The organism is Pseudarthrobacter sp. As-47, from assembly GCF_058215595.1.
On the sequence record NZ_CM177088.1, the window covers coordinates 3,516,908 to 3,533,301 of the forward strand.

Annotated in this window: 14 protein-coding genes; 4 read left to right on the forward strand and 10 right to left on the reverse strand. The window is 67.8% G+C overall.

Features of this window, described 5'->3' with window-relative positions:
• Positions 1-29: 29 nt before the first annotated feature.
• Positions 30-422: a PLD nuclease N-terminal domain-containing protein gene (locus tag AC4BCK_RS16345; protein WP_066278707.1), complete on the forward strand. Its 393-nt coding sequence runs from the start codon at positions 30-32 to the stop codon at positions 420-422.
• Between the two features lie 35 nt (positions 423-457).
• On the opposite strand, the gene AC4BCK_RS16350 is transcribed toward AC4BCK_RS16345, so the two are convergent.
• The 10 genes from AC4BCK_RS16350 to AC4BCK_RS16395 all read right to left on the reverse strand — a co-directional run bounded on the left by AC4BCK_RS16350 (position 458) and on the right by AC4BCK_RS16395 (position 14,080).
• A complete protein-coding gene (locus AC4BCK_RS16350; protein ID WP_490566199.1) occupies positions 458-1,951 on the reverse strand; it encodes a dynamin family protein in 1,494 nt (497 codons plus the stop codon).
• Complete coding sequence (locus AC4BCK_RS16355; protein WP_310112872.1) at positions 1,948-3,831, reverse strand: dynamin family protein; 1,884 nt, start codon at positions 3,829-3,831, stop codon at positions 1,948-1,950. Before AC4BCK_RS16355 ends, AC4BCK_RS16350 begins: the two co-directional genes overlap by 4 nt.
• Before the next feature lie 54 nt (positions 3,832-3,885).
• Positions 3,886-4,635, reverse strand: coding sequence for an IniB N-terminal domain-containing protein (locus AC4BCK_RS16360; RefSeq protein WP_251425353.1), 750 nt, complete (start codon positions 4,633-4,635; stop codon positions 3,886-3,888).
• A gap of 149 nt (positions 4,636-4,784) precedes the next feature.
• On the reverse strand, positions 4,785-6,866 hold the full coding sequence (locus tag AC4BCK_RS16365; protein WP_490566200.1) for a LuxR C-terminal-related transcriptional regulator: 2,082 nt from the start codon (positions 6,864-6,866) through the stop codon (positions 4,785-4,787).
• Position 6,867: 1 nt separating this feature from the next.
• Positions 6,868-8,961 (reverse strand): Hsp70 family protein, encoded by a 2,094-nt coding sequence (locus AC4BCK_RS16370; protein WP_251425359.1) that lies wholly within the window; start codon positions 8,959-8,961, stop codon positions 6,868-6,870.
• Positions 8,962-9,111: 150 nt separating this feature from the next.
• The gene (gene ccsB, locus AC4BCK_RS16375) at positions 9,112-10,248 is read right to left on the reverse strand and encodes a c-type cytochrome biogenesis protein CcsB (RefSeq protein WP_251425362.1); all 1,137 of its coding nucleotides are present in this window, start codon (positions 10,246-10,248) and stop codon (positions 9,112-9,114) included.
• Positions 10,248-12,017 (reverse strand): cytochrome c biogenesis protein ResB, encoded by a 1,770-nt coding sequence (resB, locus tag AC4BCK_RS16380; RefSeq protein ID WP_174177883.1) that lies wholly within the window; start codon positions 12,015-12,017, stop codon positions 10,248-10,250. Before resB ends, ccsB begins: the two co-directional genes overlap by 1 nt.
• Positions 12,017-12,772 (reverse strand): cytochrome c biogenesis CcdA family protein, encoded by a 756-nt coding sequence (locus AC4BCK_RS16385; protein ID WP_174177881.1) that lies wholly within the window; start codon positions 12,770-12,772, stop codon positions 12,017-12,019. The genes resB and AC4BCK_RS16385 overlap by 1 nt, the downstream gene beginning before the upstream one ends.
• A 10-nt stretch (positions 12,773-12,782) precedes the next feature.
• Positions 12,783-13,397 carry a TlpA family protein disulfide reductase gene (locus AC4BCK_RS16390; RefSeq protein WP_310112869.1) on the reverse strand — a complete coding sequence of 205 codons (615 nt, stop codon included), beginning with the start codon at positions 13,395-13,397 and terminating at the stop codon, positions 12,783-12,785.
• Between the two features lie 2 nt (positions 13,398-13,399).
• Positions 13,400-14,080, reverse strand: coding sequence for a histidine phosphatase family protein (locus AC4BCK_RS16395; protein ID WP_490566201.1), 681 nt, complete (start codon positions 14,078-14,080; stop codon positions 13,400-13,402).
• 212 nt (positions 14,081-14,292) lie between these two features.
• Between AC4BCK_RS16395 and AC4BCK_RS16400 the strand changes: the two genes are divergently transcribed.
• The 3 genes from AC4BCK_RS16400 (at position 14,293) to AC4BCK_RS16410 (ending at position 16,349) form a co-directional block, all read left to right on the forward strand.
• A complete protein-coding gene (locus AC4BCK_RS16400) occupies positions 14,293-14,841 on the forward strand; it encodes a YceI family protein (RefSeq protein ID WP_174177877.1) in 549 nt (182 codons plus the stop codon).
• A 109-nt stretch (positions 14,842-14,950) separates the two neighbouring features.
• Positions 14,951-15,415, forward strand: a complete 465-nt coding sequence (locus AC4BCK_RS16405) for a hypothetical protein (protein ID WP_490566202.1) — start codon at positions 14,951-14,953, stop codon at positions 15,413-15,415.
• Between the two features lie 109 nt (positions 15,416-15,524).
• Positions 15,525-16,349 (forward strand): heme-copper oxidase family protein, encoded by an 825-nt coding sequence (locus AC4BCK_RS16410; RefSeq protein WP_436054746.1) that lies wholly within the window; start codon positions 15,525-15,527, stop codon positions 16,347-16,349.
• Positions 16,350-16,394: the final 45 nt, after the last annotated feature.

The following is a 16,394-nucleotide window of genomic DNA, read 5'->3' on the forward strand; positions in this document are numbered from 1 at the left end:
CCTGCCCGTCCTGACGATAGACTTAATGCATGCTCCTCCGTGTGGCTTTGGCCGTCGCAATCCTCGCCATCTTCGTGTATGGCCTCGTCGACGTGATCCGGACCGACGGGCGCCTCACCCGCGGAATTTCCAAACCCGCCTGGATCGTGGTCATGATCGTCCTGCCGGTACTGGGCGCGATCCTCTGGCTCCTGATCGGCCGGCCGCGCGGCACTCCCCCGCAGCGGCAGGACTACCGCCATCCCACCGCCCCGGACGATGACCCGGACTTCCTCCGCAACCTGGAGGTCCGCCGCCGGCAGGAGGCGGAAGCCGCCCGCCTCAAGAAGCTCAAGGATGAGCTGGATGCCAAGGCAAAGGACGTCGACGGCGGGAAAGACAAGCACGAGACCGACGAGCACGACAACGACGGATTGAAATAGGCCTCCGCCGGGAGGCCACTCCCGGCTGCCGTCCTTCAGGCCGGTTGGCGCTGGCGCTGGCGGGCGGACGACTCCGCCAGCACACCCTCGCAGCTGCGGACCACAACCCGGCAGGCCTCGAGGGCCAGCCTGTCCGTCAGCGGACTCTCCGCCACCGCGCGCCAGCGCAGCAGGCAACGGCGGGCTTCGTCAGCCATGTCGCTGGGCGCCGCATCCGCGTCCAGCCCCAGCCTCACATGCGCCGCAGCGCCCCGGCCGCCGATCAGGCCCTCCGCCTCCGCGGCCAGTTCGGGGCTGAGCGGTACGCCCGTGGTCCGCAGGACGGCCAGCAGCCGCAGTTCGCGGAACTCATGCGCGTTGGCCTGCAGCCGCTCCAGGGCCGCAGCCAGGGGCCCGGTTCCCGGGCGGGGCGAGGTGCGCAGCAGGGACTCCACCGCCACCAAAGCCGTACGCGCCTTCAGGGCCTCAGCCCGTGCCTGGAACTGGCGGCCCAGCAGGTCCAGCAGCGGATCCAGTCCGCTGCGCCGGGCCAGCTCGTGGGCCAGCGGGGTGGGTTCATTGAAGCCGTTGGAAATGAGGACCACGGCGAGCCGGATCCCGAACAGGCCAAACCTTGCCAGCAGCGACGCCCTGGCCTCCGCCGCCAGCCCCTCCGGGATGGTGGACCGGAGGAACCGGTCCGCTGAGAGCAGTGCCTTTTCGCGGTCACCGCGGTCCAGTCCGGCCAGCAGCTGAAGGGCACTGAATTCCTGCTGGCGCATGGTCCGGGCGCTCTGGGCAAGGAGCCCGGCCACGGGCACCACGCCCAGGGCGAGTTTCCGCAGGTTGTGGTCACGGCGGTACCTGTCCGCGATCTCCCCCGCGGAGAGCAGCGAATCGATGCGGCCGCCACCAACCTCATCCGCCCTGGAGAGTACCGCGATTGCGTTGACTGTTCCCGAGCGGCCCGCTTCCGTGTCCCGGAAGGATTCGAGGAACCTCACGTCCGCGGCGTGCATGTGGCGCATCAGGTAGATGATGGCGTCGGCCTCCGATTCCGTGTCCGCCGGGGCCAGGAAGGCGGTGGAGCGGGCAGACACCTCGCGGGACAGCGAAGCGATGCCGGGGGTATCGATCAGGGTCATGTTCAGCAGCGCCGGCGACGGCCATTCCACCTCCAGCCGGTCCACGTCCGCCGCGTCCACATCCCCCAGCACGAAGACGAGGCGGCCGTCCGCGCGTTTGAGCGGCAGCGTCCTGGGCTCGCCGGAGGTGGGGTGGAGGGTGATGCGGGGAGTGTGCCCGTGCCGGTACCAGGTGATGATGCGGGTGCACTCCCCCGTGTCCGTGGGCGCTATCTCCTCGCCGAGAATCGCGTTCAGCAGGGTGGACTTGCCGGCCTTGACCATGCCCGCAATGGCCACGCGCAACGGCTCCGCGAGCCTCCGGGCAATACCCTCGAGGGCGGCCACGGAAGCCGGGTCATCCGCGTAGGTTTCCAGCGCCTCCTGGACCAGGCCAGCGGCGCCGGCAATTGTTGGGGCAGTCATCGTGGACCGCCCGCGGGCATCATGGTTCCGGATACCTCGGCGGCAACGGCCTGCGCGGCCCGGTGGAGTGCATCCACCTTCTTGAGCTCGGCCTTGATGTCCCTGATGCGGGCGTCCCTTTCCAGGGCGTAGGTATTGGCAGCTTTCTGGGCAGCGGACACCGAGTCCGCCAGGGAACGGTGGTGCTCATCCGCTATCTCGTTGAAGTGGTCGCGGATGGCGCGCTGCACCAGCCGCAGGCGGTCCTTCAGTTGCTTGCCCACCTGGAAGGTCACGTCATCGAGCTGCCGCCTGACGAGGGCCTTGGCCTCCCCCTGCCGGCGCTTGAGCCGCGCCTCCTTGTCCTCCCGGTAGGCCTTGCGTCCCAGCAGGAGACCGGCGCCCAGGGAGAGCGGGTTGATCAGCGCCATCCCGAAAATGCCGGTCAGGAGCCCGAACATGAGCACCCCTCCGTAGGAGCCCCGCATGCCGATCAGCACTTTCTGCACGGGGTTGACGTGCCCGGCGTCCATGCCCGGCATCGCGTCCACGGGATCCAGCACGTCGGCGGAATGGGACACCTGCATCACCGGCAAGGGGACTACGTCCGCGGCGAAATGGTCAGCCACCTGCCCGGCCAGCCACTGCGCCCGCTCACTGGTGAGGACGAAGGTCTCAGAGATGGCAGCCGCGGTGGACACTTCCAGCCACTTGGAAAAATCGGCCCAGGCCGGTCCCGGGTCCTCCTGGTCGATGGCGGCTTCAGCCTCCCGCTGGATGTGGCGGAGCCGGTTGCGGAGGTCGTACTCCATATCGGCGATGAGGTCGCTGATGCCATCGCTCAGGGTGACCTGCCAGCGCGCAGACCGTTTCCGAAGGTCGTCAGCCTCAGCCCGGGCCGCCTCCAGCTCCAAAATCATCCGGGGTGTGCCGCCGGGGTTTTCGAGGGCTTCAAGCTCCGATTGCAGCGAGAGGCGCAGGTTCTCGGTGACGGCGAGCAGGTCCTGGCTCACGGAGCGGCCCTGGAGGCGCTGTGCCCCTTCCACGATTCCGCTGCGGAGGTGGGCAACCAGTGCGGGGAAGCCGGATTCCTCATTCAGCTCACTGTCCTGCAGGCGTGCTGCCTCCAGGCGGAGGTCGGAGGAAACGGGAAACAGCGGAATCCCGGGCGCTACGTTTCCGAGGTGGGAGCGGTCCATCTCTTCCACCCGCCGCCAGTCCGGGTAGAGGTCGGTCTTGGTCAGCACGCCCACAACGTTCGGGGTAATCCGCATCGCCTGCCGCAGGAAGCGCAGCTCCGGTTCGGTGTATTCCTGGGAGGCGTCCGAGACCAGGAGCATCGCATCGGCGGTGGGCAGGGCCGTGAGGGTGGCCAGGGTGTGCGCGGACCCGAGGCCCCCCACCCCGGGCGAATCGATGACGATGAGCCCGCCGGCCAGGATCCTGCGGGGCAGGCATACCTCGGCGGCCAGGAGCTTCTTGCTGTTGCCGGGATTACCCTGTTCGGAAACATAAGCGGGCAGGTCGGCGACGGGAATCGGCTGGCGGTCAACACCACCGTCGTCGCCGGCGTCCGCAGTAGAGGTGGGGACCAGGATCGTTGCCGAGGCAGGGTCCCCATAGCGGACAACCGTGGGAACGGACGTGGCAACGTCGTCGTCGACGGGGCAGGCCGGCGCACCCACCAGGGCGTTGATGAATTTGCTTTTGCCCTGTTTGAACTCCCCCACCACGATGACCCGGATGCTCGGATCCCTCAGCCGCCCCAATGCCAGGTCAAGGCGTTTCCGGAGGTCCTCCCGGTCGCCGGTGCCCACGAGCTGGAGTCCGTGTTCCACAAGCTGGATCAGCTGGCCGGCCGTCACCGGAGTTGCTGGGTGTGCCGGTCCTGCTTCTGCCACAGCCTGTCCTCTGTACTACGCCTCAAAGATCGTTCCGGGACCGGGGTCCGGCTGCTAGGCACCAAAGTCCATGGAGTCTGCCGCCTCCCCAGCGCCAGCGTCGTCGATGTCATTGTCGATGTCAATGGTTGCGGCGTCGTCCTCCGTGAACTCGAGCCCCGCACCGGCGGGATCCACATCCACCTCGACGAATGCCTGCTGCTCTTCGGTGAAGGATTCGTCGATCAAGGTGGCCGGGAGGACGGTTCCGTGTGCACCTGCCGTCGCGGTTTCGCTGTCCGCGTCAAGGTCGAAGAGGCCGTCGATCCGGATGTCAGCGAAACCCATCCCGGTTCCGGCGCCTATGGCGGGGTCGCCGAAGGCAGGCACGGAGTCGTTGTCGAACCATTGCTCCACGTCCCCGTCGGCCCAGATGTTGGGGGCCGGGGATTGGTCCGCCATGGCGGCGCCGCGGTCATCCGGCGTGGAAGGGAAGGAGTAGCTGGCCACGACATGGGTGAGCTGCTCCACTGCAAGTCCATGGTCGTCGTCGTGGCCTCCGCCGGAAGGAAACGGGCTCCAGCCACTCCCGGCGTGGCCAGTGCCGGCGCCGGCGCTTAGATGCCGGTCAACGGCGGGAGCCGTGACGCTCAGGGGCGCGTAGTCCAGGACAACCGGCATGGCGGCGTCAACATCTGCGGAGCTGACACCGGCCAGGCCGTGCTGCTCCAGGACGCCTTCGGGATCATCCAGGAAGTCCTGGGCCGCCTGGCGGTCTCCGAAGATGTCCATCAGGAACTGGACCACTTCCTTTGCGACTGTCATGTGCTGGTCCTCAGATCGTTGTCATTTCGGTGCGCCGGCCCTGATGCCTTGGATCAAACCTATTGTTCCTGCAGGGAACCGGCATCGGGCCGGTCCCCCTTACCGGCGGCGCCCCTGGTGGGGAACCGCGGACGTCCCCGTTAGGGGTGTTAGGGGGACGGGTCATGGGCCTGGCTGTCCGGGCCCAGCGCAAGGCGCAGCTTGGCCATCAGGTCCGAGCGGTTTTCCGCACCAAGCCTGCGCCGCATCCGGGCAATGTGGTGCTCGGCGGTGCGCGGCGAAATGTAGATGGCCTCGCCAATTTCCCGGTAGGTCTTGCCGTCGAGCACCAGCCGGGCCACTTCCTTTTCCCGCTCGCTCAGCCCTGCGCCGTCTGGTTGCATGCCATTACCTGCCTCGGTGGGGGGAGCATTGCGGGCCTCGGATGATGCCGGACCCCCCGGGCCCGCCGAACTGGCCTGTGGGTGGAGTTCCCGGGCGCAGGAGAGCAGGCGCACCATGTCCTTGCGCTCGTCCGCCCGGGCGGCGGCGTGGCCGGCAAGCCGTGCTCCCTCCCAGGGCATGCCCACCAGCCCCAGGCCCCGTGCCGCCGCGTCGACGTCATCAGGACGGAACCTCTCGGCCAAAACGGTTACCCAGGCTTTGCCGGCCGCCGCGAGGACGGCTGCCAAGTGGCTTTGCCCTGCGGCCCGGGCGAGCGCTGCTGCGTGCGGGGCCAGGTCAGCGGGGCTTTCGTTCAGCAGGGCAGCCTGGACTGCAGCCCAGTGCAGCGGCACAGCCCACAGCGGCGGATTGCCCAGGCGCTCCAGGAGGCCCCATGCGTCCGTGAGGTACGGGGCAACCCTGCGGCCCTCCCGAAGGCGGGCGGCTGCGATCATCAGCTCCCCCCAGGGCAGCAGGCTGTACAGGTCCACTGCAGTGTGGAGCGTCGCTTCGCGCGCCCGTTCCCAGGCCTTGATGAGCTCGGGGAAATCGCCGTTGCGCCGGGCAAGGGCCACTTCCAGGGCCGAACAGAGGAACTCGTCGCGCGGCACCAGCGGCCAGTGGTTCGCTTTGGATGCCTCATTGATGGCGAGCCGTGCGTCCTCAAGCCTGTCCTGCATCATCGCCGACCACGCCTGCAGCAGGAAGAGGCGCGGTTGGGCGGTATCGCCTCCCTGCCCGGCGGCGGCCGCGGACCGGCAGATTGTTTCCGCCAGGTTCGGTTCCCCGCTGTGCAGCGCCACCAGTGCCGCCAGTGCCGCCGGAGTCTCCGGCAGGGGAAGCGCGGCACCCGCCGCGTTCAGCATGTCCGAGGCGTGGATCAGGGTCTGGAGTCCCTGATGCGGGTCTCCCTCCAGTGACTGGAGGATGCCTTTTCCGAGGTGGGCGAGGGTGGCGGCAAGCAGCGTGGGGGACGAGGGGGGTGCATCGGCCCCGAACATGTTCTCCGCACCGGACAGGTCGCCGCAGCCGATCAGGGTGACGGCGGCAAGGGGCGCGGATTGGCCAATGCGGGAGGGGCCCAGCCAGCTGTAGACATCGGCTCCGCGGGCGATCATGCCCCGCTGGGCCCACACCGCGGCTGCCACGTCCGCGGCCCGGCGGACGTCCGGTGGACCGTCCTGCCCCAACAGGGTGTCCACAATGCGGGTGGCCGTGTCCAGGTCGCCGTTGGCCGCGGCGGCCTGGGCACGCCGGGCCGCTGTGGCTTTCTCGTCCGTGCCCGCCAGCAGGGCCTCATCGTAGAGCTGGTACGCCAGCCCGGGATCGCGCTCCAGCGCCTTGTCCGCCGCCTGCTCCAGCTCGGCTGCCACCCTTGGATCGGCGAGTCCGGCGCGTGCCAGTTCCCGGGCGAGTTCCCCCAGCGGCTGGCCGTTGGCCGCGTAGACGCCCACCAGCTCCCGCTGGAGCGCATGCACCTTGGTGGTGGGGGCGACGGCGAGCAGCGCGTGCCGGGCCGGGCCGACCACCGCGCCGTCCGGGGTCAGCAGGCCTGACGACTCTGCCCTGTGCACCAGGGCGTCCAGGCTCTCCACCCCGTTTCCGTCGATCTTGCGCTGCAGGTCTGACGGCAGGGGTCCCGGCAGGGCGAAACCTACGGACAACGCCAGCAGCAGCTCCCGGACTGCTGCGTTCTCACCCTTGAGCTGGCTTGCCATGAGTTCCGCGCTCTGCAGTGACGTCCCCTGGTGGTCCGGCTCGGGATGGCGGAATGCCGTCTTCTGCGTGTGCGGCTGGTAGCTGACCATGTCAGGCCGCCGGGATCGTCGTCGTGGCGGTGGCGGTGCCGGTGTCCGTGGAAGTGGCCGTCGCTGTGCCGGTGGAGCCGGAGCCCGTGGGTTCCTGTGCCAGGGGCGTAAACCCGCCCGTGCCTGTGGGTGACGCGGATACCTGGACCGTTGGTGAAGGCGAACCGACGGATGTGGGCGTAGCTTCCGTGTCCGTGGATGTGGGCTCCGCCGTGCTTGTGAAGCGGGTAGGCTCCGCCGTGCTGGTCCCTGGGCTCGCTGCCGTTGTGGAAGGGGCCGGCGTCCCGGACCCGCTGCCGGATGGCGTGGGCGAAGGGCTGGACGTGACCGGTTCCGGGGCTTCTGTCGTCGTTGGATCAACGGTGGGGGTCGCCCCGTCAGTGGTCGGCGTGGCTGTGCCAGTAGTCGCCGTATCCCCTGGCGCAGTGGTGCCGGTGGCCTCACCTGCCGTGACTGCGCTGGCGGAGGGCCCTTCGGAGGCGCCCTTCTCGATGGCCCGGATGGACGCTACCTGGCCGTTCGGCTTCCCGTCCGGCACGGGGCCAGGTGCCTGGGAGGCAGCGGCCCGCTCCATGCCGGAATCGATGCCCGCCACCGGGACCTGGATGTCTCCCGCGGCCCCTGCCGCCGGACCGGCACCATTGCCGCCCCCGGCGGCACCGGTGGCGGGCACGGCCCCGCGATCATTGGAGGCCCCGGCCGGCGGGACGAACACGGAGGTCAGGCTGTTGAATCCTGCCGGGCTCTGGGCGGCCGTGGCGGTGAGGACAGTGAACAGGACCGCGGTGGCCGCCACGGCAGTAAGCCGCACCCGGGGCTTCGGCGCATGCGCTCCGCCCTTGTCACCATTGCCCTGGCTGAGGGCTGCTGCCGCCAGGGATTGCGGGGCGGGCGTGGGGTTCCGGGACCAGCTGGCCAGCCGCAGCGGCGCTGCACCATCCGCGGCGGGGCTGGAAACAGCCTCACCGTGAGCTTCGGCCGGGCTCGATTCCGCTGCGGCGGCAGCAGCCAGAGCCGCCCGGCCCAGCACCGCGGATACGGCTGCGCCCATGCAGATGGAGGACTTGGGATCGGCGTCGACGGCGATGGGACGGTCAAGCTGCTCCGAGATCAGCTGTGCAACAAGGGGAATCCTTGAGGACCCGCCAATCAGCAGCACGGCGGAGAGGTCAGCCGGCTCCAGCCCCAGCTGGCCCAGCGATTGTTCGAGGGCATCCACGGTGTCCCGGACGGGGTCTTCGATCAGTGACTCGAATTCGGGGCGGACCAGGCGTATTTGCTGCTGGATGCCGGGCAGGAGCACGGAGATGTTGGCTTCGCTGTCGCTGGAGAGCGCTTCCTTGGCCTCCACGCACTCCCGCCGCAGCCGGGAAAGCGCGGCGAGCACCCCTGGGGCTGCCGGGTCCAGCCGGGCCAGCCCCCCGTCCGTATGTTCAGCCACAAAGCGGAAAAGGGCGGCATCGAAATCGGCGCCGCCCATGTGTTCAAAGCCTTCCGGTTTCCCGAGCAGTTCAAACCGGTTGCTGGCCTCTTTGCGGAGGACAGCGGTATCGAAGGTGCCGCCGCCGAGATCGTAGACGGCGATGATGCTGCCGTCCTCCACCCGCACCTGGGAAGCGTAATGGAGGGCCGCGGCTTCCGGTTCCGTCAGCAGCGTGACGTTGTGGAGCCCCTTGGCGGCGAGGGCGTCCTTGATGAGGGATGTGCGGTGGAAGCCCCAGGCAGCGGGGTACGTCAGGATGATTTCCGACGGCGGCGCCCCCTGGCGTTCTTCCGCGCGGTCTGCCACCCAGCGGGCCATGGTGGCGAACACGTCCTCGGCGGCCAGGGACAGCGTGCCCGCGGAGATCGGCACGGCGTCGCCAATGCGCCTCTTGAATTCCCGCACGACCCGCCCGGGCGAATCCAGGCCGCGGCGCTCCGCGGCTTCCCCCACCAGGACGGGTCCGTTGTCGGGGTAAAAAAGAACAGAGGGTACCGAGGTTCCACGGAGTCCCAGCGGCAGGCACTCGGGAGAGGAAGCTCCCTGGTCAAAACGGGCGATGGCAGCAGCTGTGAAGCTGGTTCCCACGTCAATGGCGAGAACATAGCTCATGGGTACCTCAGGAAAAACTGTTGTTCCGCCAGCAAACTTCATCACGGGCGCACGAAACCAACGTAGCATTACCGGCTGACCGGGAACAGCCCTGTTGCTACATCGATTTTAGAAGTCCCCGGGCACCTGGGAACCCCGCAGAAGTCCTGCTCAGAGGCCTGAGTACGAGTGGAGCCCGTTGAAGAACTGGTTCACGATGGTGAAGTTGAACACCACGCAGAGGTAGCCAACGATCGAGAGCCAGGCGGCACGGGTGCCGGTCCAGCCCCGGGTTGCCCGTGCGTGGAGGTATCCGGCGTAGACAACCCAGATCACGAAGGTCCACACTTCCTTGGTGTCCCAGCCCCAGAACCGACCCCAGGCCTTTTCTGCCCAGATGGCACCGAACATGAGGGTGAACGTCCAGCCGATGAAGGCGATGGCGTTGATCCGGTAGGACAGGTTTTCCAGGCTCAGCGCGGACGGCACCAGGCGCATGAAGCCCAGTTTGTCCGCCCCGCCGGCAGCCACCGTCTTCTGGCGGTGGGACTGGACCAGCTGCAGCGCGGACATCGCGAAGGTCAGGGTGAAGAGGGCTGAGGACAGCACGGCGATGGACACGTGGATGATGAGCCAGTAGCTCTGGAGGGCGGGAACCAGGTGCCCGACGGGGGTCCAGTAGGCCACGGAGGCGGCCACCAGCATGATGATGGCCAGGCCCACCACGAAGGTTCCCAGGAAGCGGAGGTCGCGGCGGACCAGCACCAGCAGGAACACCGCTACCGCCACGAAGGCGCCGGTGGTGAGGAATTCGTACATGTTGCCCCACGGCACGCGGCCGGCACCCAGCGCACGGGTCACCACACCGGCGGCATGGATCAGGACGCCGAGGACGGTCAGGGCAACTGCCACCCGGGCCGGTGCGCGGCGTTCCGCGGCGTAGCGCATGTCGGCGTCGGCGGTGATGACTCCCCCGGCCCCCGGCCCCGCTGCTTTGGTGGTGGACGACGTCGGCCGCTCGGCTCTGCCGGCCGGCCCGCCCAGGCGCGCCCCGGCGGAATCGGAGCGGGAGGCTTCGGCGGATGCAGCGTGGTCGCCCACCCCGGCTGCCACCGGAACCCTGGCGGAGTCCTGGGCACTGCCGGGCTGCGAGGCCTGAGCAGCCTTGAGGTCGATGGCTCGCAGCGCCTTGCTGCTCTTGGCCAGGTCCCAGGCGAAAGCGATGAAGGCTACGGTGTACGTGCCGGCCGCCAGCAGCATAAAGAGCTCGCTGTACTGGCCCATGGTTTCGTTGATTCCGTACGGCATTACTGGTCCTTTTCGGGCCCGGTGGGGCCGGCTGGGGTGGTGGCGGGGCCTGTGGTTGCGGCAGCTCCGGTGCTATTGTCCCCCGGGCTGCCGGGAGTTTCCTGTGAGGTCCGCGGCGGGCCCTGGTCCGGATCCAGCTGCCACTCTTCGGTCAGCAGCTTGCGGAGGGCTTCCGCTTCGCCGGCAAGCCGGTGGTCCTCGCCGCGGGCCAGGAGCCCGTACTCAACCATGGTGCGGCCGTCCTCGTGGGTGCCCGTACGGACCCACACGCGGCGGCGGTTGACGTAGAGCGACAGGATCAGGCCGGCCACGGCCAGCAGCGCGAAGATCAGGGCGTAGAGCTGTCCGGGGTTGTGGTGGATGTCCACGCCGATGTACCGCTTGACGCCGTCGAAGCTGATGGTGCCTTTGCCGTCGGGGAGGGTGTAGCTGGTCCCCGGCGAGAGGGTGATGCCGCCGGCGTCCAGGTTGCGGGCGTTCAGCGGGGTCAGGTCCTTGACGTCAAGTTCGAAGACGTTCTGCGGCGCTCCGTCATCCAGGCCAAGGTCGCCATAGTAGGAGTTGAGCGTGAGCTGCGGGTTGAAGAGCTCCGGGTCACCGCTGAAGGAAACCCCCTCATCGGTGACGAAGGCGGTGGGCAGGAAGAAGCCGGCGAATCCCAGCTGGTCCGGCGCGGCGTCGGGGACCTTGATCACCACGGAGGAGTAGTAGTTGTCCCCCTGGAGCTTGGCCACCACGGGGCCCTGCATGGCCACGTTGCCGGCGCCGTCCCGGATGGTCACCACGGGGGCGTAGCCGTTGCCGGTGAGGTAGATGCTGGTGCCGCCCAGGGTGACGGGATCGTTGACCTTCAGGGTTTCCTGCCGCGCGGGCGCGTCCGGGTTTTCCTTGGTGGTCACTGCGGCCGAGAAATCGATGGGCTGGCCAAACTTGCCCTCGGACTCGCGGTCGAACGTGATGTCGAACTTGTCCAGCTGGATGGAATAGGGCTGCAGCTGGCTGGACTGGAAGTTGGTGCCGGGCGTGAACTGGTCGTAGCCCACCAGGGTGTTCACGAACGTGTCACCCTCCACCAGGATCCGCTGGCCGCTGTAGCCGAAGAGGCCGCCGATGGCCACGGACACCAGGACGCCGATGAGGGACGTGTGGAAGACGAGGTTGCCCACTTCCTTCAGGAAGCCGCGCTCGGCCCCCAAAGACGGCCGCGCGCCGTCGTCGTCCCTGACCTCCACGCGGTAGCCGCGTTTCTTCAGCAGTCCGGCGGCGCCGTGGATGGCGTCCGACGCCGGGATCCCGGCCCGGGCGGGTATCACCAGGGTCCCGTACTCGGGGAGGCGGGAGAGCCGTTTCGGGGTGCGCGGCGGCTGGGACCTCATCGCCTTGTAGTGGGCGATGGCGCGCGGCACCACGCACCCGATCAGGGAGATGAACAGCAGCAGGTAGATGGCCGAGAACCAGGCCGAGGAGTAGACGTCGTACAGCTGCAGGGTGTCCAGCAGCTTCCCGTAGTCCGGGTTGTCCTTGATGTACTGGGTGACGATGGACGGGTTGGCGGGGCGCTGCGGGAACAGTGAGCCCGGAACGGCGGCAACGGCAAGGAGCAGCAGCAGGAACAGCGCCGTGCGCATGCTGGTCAGCTGGGTCCAGGCCCAGCGCAGCATCTCCTTGGGGCCCAGGGCGGGCAGCGCGGCGTCAGCCTTGGCCGCTGGCAGGCCGTTGCCCGTCGCGGGTGTGGAGGACTTCTTCTCTAGGTTCACGCGCTCGCTCATCAGATCGGCAACTTCACATCGGTTTGGAACCAGTACTGGAGTTCGGTCACCCAGGTGCCCCAGACACCGCTGGCCATCAGCAGGCCCAGCACCACCAGGATGCCCCCGCCGGTGCGCTGGATGGCCAGGCGGTGCCTGCGGAAGAACGCCATCACTCCCATCCCCCGGCGGACCGCCAGTGCGATCAGCAGGAACGGGATGCCCAGGCCCAGGCTGTAGACGAAGGCCAGGAAGGCGCCCTTGGCCGCGGACGATCCCCCGGAGAGGCTCAGCAGCTGCACGGCCGAGTAGGTGGGCCCGATGCACGGCGCCCAGCCCAGCCCGAAGGTCAGGCCCAGCAGCGGCGCTCCCCACAGCCCGGCCGGCGGCCTGGCGGAGATCTTGGCGTCGCGCTGCAGCCAGCTGAAGCCGCCCATGAAGACGACACCCATCACGATCACCAGGATGCCCAGGAGTTGGGTGATCCAGGCGTTCTGCGCACCGGTGATCAGGGTTCCGAGCTGGCCGAAAGCCCCGCCGAGGAGGACGAAAATGACGGAAAAACCGAGCACGAACAGTCCGATGCCCACCAGCATCCGGCCGCGCTTCTGCTTCTGCAGGTCCACGCCGCTGAGTCCGGTGACGTAGCCCAGGTATCCGGGGACCAGGGGCAGCACGCACGGGGAGAGGAAGGAGACCAGTCCGGCCAGCAGCGCCACCGGGATGGCAAGCAGGAGCGAGCCATTCAGGATGGCTTCGGCGAAGGGGCTGTTCACGGGACCGCCGCTACTCTGCCACGGCGGCAGCGATGAGGGCCTTCAGGGTGCCTTTTTGGACTTCGCCCAGGACGCGGGAGGCCACGCGGCCCTGCTTGTCCAGCACCAGGGTGGTGGGGACCGCGCCCGGCGGAACCAGTCCGGAGACAGCCAGGAGGACGCCGCCGTCCTTGTCGTCGAAGCTGGGGTAGGTCAGGTTGAAGGTCTTCTCGAAGGCCTCGGCGGTGGCTTTCTCGTCCCGCAGGTTGACGCCGTAGAACTGCACGCCCTGGTCCTTGAACTCCTGGTGGAGCTCTTCCAGGATGGGGGCCTCCACGCGGCACGGGGCGCAGGCGGCGAACCAGAAGTTCAGCACCGTCACCCGGCCCTGGAAATCGGCGGGCGCCACGGTGGTGCCGTTGAAGAGCGTGCCGTTGACCTGGATGGCGGACTTGCGGTCCCCGGCCGCAAACTCCGTCACGGAGCCGTCGCCGGCAACATAGTTTTTGTTGTCGCCCGCTTTGGCCTGCTGGGCCAGGGCATCCTCCTGGGCGCAGCCTGACAGGCCCAGGGTCACGGCGGTCAGGGCCAGGCCACCGGCAGCCAGCAGGCTACGGCGGGAAGTCACGGGATTGCGGTGGGTCACAGCTAGGCTCCAGGGGTGCTGGACGCACCCGGAAGAAGGGAAGCGGCGGGTTCGCTGTACTGCACGCGCAGGAGCGTGCCGGCGTCGTCGAACACCAGGGACGTAATGGAGGTCAGGGTGCATTCGCGTTTCCGAGGGTCATGCCACAGCGGCTTTCCCTCGGCGCTGAGGCGGGTGGCCCAGATGGGGAGCTGGTGGCTGACCATGATGGCTTCAGGCCCGTCCGTGCCGAAGTCCCCGGCTGCCAGTTCGATGGCGCGCAGCCGCGCGTCCTGGACCGCTTCCATTACCCGGGAAGCCTGGTTTTTGTACGGTTCGCCCCAGGACGGCCGCAGCGGGTTGACCAGCCGCGGCCAGTGCTTGGGGCGGCGCAGCTCAGCCCTGGTGACCTTCATGCCCTCGAAGTAGTTCTCCGCTTCGATGATCCGTTCGTCCGTGTGGATCTGCAGGTTGAGCGCGTCCGACGTCGGCCGGGCAGTTTCCTGCGCACGGTCCAGCGGGGAGGCTGCCAGGTAGGTGATCCGGGCACCCCCGGCCGCGCGCCGGCTGAAGTGCTCGGCGAGCGTACGTGCCATCTCCTGGCCCAGTTCGGAGAGGTGGAATTCGGGCAGCCGTCCGTAGAGAACGCCGTCGGGATTGTGGACCTCGCCGTGGCGGAGCAAATGGACAGTGACTTGGGGCATGTTTACCAGTTTCTCAAAGATGGCGTGCGATCCGAAATCTCCCGGACAAGCTTCTACGGAGAGTAGAACTGAAGTTTTTGAAGAAATGTTCCGAAGACGGGAACAAAACATGCAAATGCATGTTTATACTGGATGCAGCAGTTAGTTGAGACTTCAACAGATGAAGGTTCAACAGCACAACCCGACAGTACGCAAACCCAAGGAGCATCACCATGGCACTTCCCGCAGACGTCACCACCGGCACCTGGACCCTCGACAACTCACACAGCGAGATCGGCTTCACGGTCCGCCACGCGGGCATCAGCAAGGTCCGCGGCCAGTTCACCGAAGCCGCCGCCACCCTTGACCTCCCCGGGGACATCTCCGATGCCAGGATCAACGCCACCATCAACACCGCCAGCTTCGATTCCGGCGACGTAAACCGCGATGGCCACGTCAAGGGCGAGGATTTCTTCGACGTAGAGAAGTTCCCCGAAATCTCCTTTGTCTCCAACGGCCTCGTGGCCAAGGGCGACAGCTATGAGCTGACCGGCGACCTGACCATCAAGGGCGTCACCCGCCCCGTCACCCTGGACACCGAGTTCAACGGTGTGGCTGTTGACCCGTTCGGCAACACCCGTGCAGGCGTTTCCGCCGGGACCACCATCAGCCGCAAGGACTTCGGCCTGACCTGGAACGCCATCCTCGAGACCGGCGGCGTCCTGGTGAGCGACAAGGTTGCCATCAACCTCGAACTCGCCTTCATCGCTCCCGCGGCATAATTCCTTCCGCTCCGGCACCCCGGCCCTGGACTCCCGCAGTCCGGCGCCGGGGTGCCGTCTTTAAGCACGCCGCTCCTTCCGGGTCCCGGCGGGGATTACAGTGAGGGCCATGAGCAACTCTCCCAGCGCGCCGCGGAGCGGTTTTGCCCGAATGTTCCTGGTGACAGGCCTGCCCACCGAACTCAAGGTCTCCTTCTGGATCTGGTTTGTGGGCGGCATCCTGGGCCTGCTGGGTGGAATGCTCGGCATGCTGGCATCGCTGGTGCTCTTTGCCGCGGCACCGGGGGCGGCCACGCTGGTGCTCCTGCTCATGCTGCTGGCGGCAGCGGTCGGTGCGGCGCAGATCGTCCTGGCCCTTGCCATGAAGGACGGAAAGCGCTGGGCCCGCCTGGGCCTCACGGCCCTCACCGGCGCCACCCTGGTCCTGGCCGTGCCCAACGCCATGATGGGCGTGGGCCAGGGCGGCAACTGGGCAACGTTCCTCATCAGCCTGGCGGCAACGGTGCTGCTGTGGCTGCCCAATTCCCAGGCCTTCTTCGCCGCGGCCCGCTCCGGGAATACCTCTTCCGAATGACCCACAAGGCGGCTGCCCGGGGGTACGGTGGACGTAAGTGATGCTGGGGGTAGGGGACAGGACCGATCCCGGCGATTTACCTGGAACCCGACACGCAAAAGGACCGCCCATGAGCACTCCCCCCGTCCCGCCTCCCGTTCCGAACGAACCCGAGCCCGGCTCCGAGTCCGGCAGCCAGGGTCCGCGCTACGGCCAGAATGCACCCCAGTATGGCCAAAACCAGCCCCAGTACGGCCAGCAGTCCGGAACACCGCAGTATGGACAGAACACCCCGCAGTATGGACAGAACACCCCGCAGTACGGCCAGAACCCGCCCCAGTACGGCCAGTCGGGCGCACCCCAGTACGGGCAGAACGCCCCGCAGTACGGCCAGAACCCGCCGGCAGCCCCCGGCTACGGCCAGCAGCCGTACGGACAGTCCCCCTATGCGCAGTATCCGTCGGAGCAGCCCCAGCCGTCCGGCAGCACGGGTGTTCCCCAGATGGTCAACATCTCCTTCTGGCTGCTGATTGCCTCCGCCGCGATCTTTGTGATTTCGATGCTGACCGGCCTGACCACGCTGGATGATCCCATGTTCCGCGACGCCTTCGAAACCCAGATCGAGGGCAGCGGCGCCGGTGTCACCTACGAGGATATGAAGGGCGTCATCGCCGGAACCCTGGTGGTGTTCGCCATCATCGGCCTCGCCCTGTACCTGCTGGTGGCGTTCTTCGTCCGTAAGGGCAAGAACTGGGCGCGGATCCTGGGCACGGTCTTCGCGGCACTGTCCATCTTCGGCCTCTTCGGCCCGCCCAGCTTCGCAACCCTCGGCACCCTGCTGGGGATCGCGGCCATCGTGCTGCTCTACCTGCCGGCCTCGGCTCCGTATTTCCGGCGCCAGCAGCCGTTCGCCAACCCGTACGGCGGCAATATGGGGAACCCATACGGCCGGTAACTCCACGCACCACCCACCCTTCGGGCGTGGGCCCCGGAACCAGCA

Bases quoted from the DNA above. Each gene is read 5' to 3' on its own strand.
- AC4BCK_RS16345 (WP_066278707.1), top strand. From the start codon at position 30: ATGCTCCTCCGTGTGGCTTTGGCCGTCGCAATCCTCGCCATCTTCGTG.
- AC4BCK_RS16350 (WP_490566199.1), bottom strand. From the start codon at position 1,951: ATGACTGCCCCAACAATTGCCGGCGCCGCTGGCCTGGTCCAGGAGGCG.
- AC4BCK_RS16360 (WP_251425353.1), bottom strand. From the start codon at position 4,635: ATGACAGTCGCAAAGGAAGTGGTCCAGTTCCTGATGGACATCTTCGGA.
- AC4BCK_RS16365 (WP_490566200.1), bottom strand. From the start codon at position 6,866: ATGGTCAGCTACCAGCCGCACACGCAGAAGACGGCATTCCGCCATCCC.
- AC4BCK_RS16370 (WP_251425359.1), bottom strand. From the start codon at position 8,961: ATGAGCTATGTTCTCGCCATTGACGTGGGAACCAGCTTCACAGCTGCT.
- ccsB (WP_251425362.1), bottom strand. From the start codon at position 10,248: ATGCCGTACGGAATCAACGAAACCATGGGCCAGTACAGCGAGCTCTTT.
- resB (WP_174177883.1), bottom strand. From the start codon at position 12,017: ATGAGCGAGCGCGTGAACCTAGAGAAGAAGTCCTCCACACCCGCGACG.
- AC4BCK_RS16395 (WP_490566201.1), bottom strand. From the start codon at position 14,080: ATGCCCCAAGTCACTGTCCATTTGCTCCGCCACGGCGAGGTCCACAAT.
- AC4BCK_RS16400 (WP_174177877.1), top strand. From the start codon at position 14,293: ATGGCACTTCCCGCAGACGTCACCACCGGCACCTGGACCCTCGACAAC.
- AC4BCK_RS16405 (WP_490566202.1), top strand. From the start codon at position 14,951: ATGAGCAACTCTCCCAGCGCGCCGCGGAGCGGTTTTGCCCGAATGTTC.
- AC4BCK_RS16410 (WP_436054746.1), top strand. From the start codon at position 15,525: ATGAGCACTCCCCCCGTCCCGCCTCCCGTTCCGAACGAACCCGAGCCC.